The following is a 1513-nucleotide window of genomic DNA, read 5'->3' as shown; positions in this document are numbered from 1 at the left end:
GGGCGGCGCGGGCGGGTACGGCAGGTCAAGCGAAGCGAAGTGGCCCGCGATCTCGCGCAGGTAGTCGTCCGACAGCTGGGCCAGCAGGTAGCCCATCGCTTCGTTGTGCCGCGTGCCGGCGCGGAAGCTCAGCAGTTGGTTGTAGAGGTAGCCGGCCGGCTTACCGGCAATGCGCGGGAAGTAGCCCTGGCGCGTGGCCTGGCCCTGCGCGCCGTGGCAGCCGGTGCAGGCCTGCACGCGCTGGGCCATGCTGTCTTCCACCGGTGCGGCGAAAGCAGCCGCACTGGCCCACATCGCCACGGCGCACAGCAGACGGAAGAACAGGTGCATGCAAAGCCCGGGGCGACACAGGAAGCCACGATTGTGACCAACGCCGCCGCCGCGGCCATGCAATCAAGCCCGATCAGCCAAAAGGCTCAGGCTGCCGGTCGCGCGGGGATCTGCAAACCGCGGGCCACGGCCGGGCGGGCCACAAACGCCTTCAGCACGCGCTGCACTTCGGTGAACTCGCCGAAGCCCACCAGCTCGCCCGCACCGTAGAAGCCGATCAGGTTGTTGATCCACGGGAAGGTGGCGATGTCGGCAATCGTGAACTCGTGGCCCATGAGCCATTCGCGGCCGGCGAGGTGGTGGTTCAGCACGCCCAGCAGGCGCTTGCTTTCGGCCACGTAACGGTCGCGCGGTCGCTTGTCTTCATAGTCCTTGCCGGCGAACTTGTGGAAGAAGCCGAGCTGGCCAAACATCGGGCCGATGCCGCCCATCTGGAACATCACCCACTGCAGCGTCTGGTAGCGGCCGTGCGCATCGGCGGGAATGAAGCGGCCGGTCTTCTCGGCCAGGTAGACCAGGATCGCGCCGGATTCGAACAGCGCCAGCGGCCGGCCGCCAGGGCCGTCCGGGTCGATGATGGCCGGGATCTTGTTGTTCGGGTTCAGCGACATGAACTCCGGCGTCAGCTGGTCGTTGGTCGCGAAGTTGACCAGGTGCGGCTCGTAAGGCAGGCCCAGTTCCTCCAGCAGGATCGAGACCTTCACGCCATTGGGCGTGGGCAGCGAATACAGCTGCAGCCGCTCGGGGTGCTGGGCGGGCCACTTGTGGGTGATCTGGTAGTCGGCAAGTGCGGTCATGGCGGATGTGCTTTTCGATGAGGAGGCAAAACCAGTTCGATTCTGTTCCGCCGCCGCGCAGTGCCGTGTCCGCCTCCCAAAGCCCTTGGTCCGCATGCGACCAAGCCCGCCGGCCCGCGCAGGGCGCCCCGTTGCGCTGTAGAAGCGCAGCGCCACCCGGGTTTGTCTGCTGGCAAGGGCACGTGGCTTGCCGCAGTCTGCTACCAACCACTCACCCCCGAGGAGCGTGCGATGGAAACCGTGTTCAAGAACCGCCGCGAGGCCGGCCTGGCCCTCGCCGAGTTGCTGTATGCCTACCACCAGCGCAGCGACGTGACCGTGCTGGCACTGCCGCGAGGCGGCGTGCCGGTGGGCTTCGAAGTGGCGCAGGCGCTGGGCGCGCCGCT

The 1513-nt window shown here is 67.3% G+C and carries 2 protein-coding genes and 1 pseudogene; 1 reads left to right on the top strand and 2 read right to left on the bottom strand.

Going from position 1 to position 1513, the window contains the following annotated elements; translation table 11 throughout:
* Both FKP22_RS30070 and FKP22_RS30065 read right to left on the bottom strand, forming a co-directional pair.
* Positions 1–330 (bottom strand): c-type cytochrome (locus FKP22_RS30070; protein ID WP_233447019.1); only part of this gene is annotated, 330 nt, incomplete at its 3' end.
* 86 nt (positions 331–416) lie between these two features.
* On the bottom strand, positions 417–1127 hold the full coding sequence (locus FKP22_RS30065; RefSeq protein ID WP_141291879.1) for a glutathione S-transferase N-terminal domain-containing protein: 711 nt from the start codon (positions 1125–1127) through the stop codon (positions 417–419).
* Positions 1128–1358: 231 nt separating this feature from the next.
* Here FKP22_RS30065 and FKP22_RS34170 point away from each other — a divergent pair.
* Positions 1359–1513 (top strand): annotated as a pseudogene (locus tag FKP22_RS34170) (phosphoribosyltransferase); the annotation flags it as partial.

The sequence above is a fragment of the Ideonella azotifigens genome, from assembly GCF_006519715.1.
GTDB lineage: Bacteria > Pseudomonadota > Gammaproteobacteria > Burkholderiales > Burkholderiaceae_C > Ideonella > Ideonella azotifigens.
Note: the sequence above shows the minus strand (reverse complement) of the source record. Positions and strands in the feature narration are given on the sequence as shown.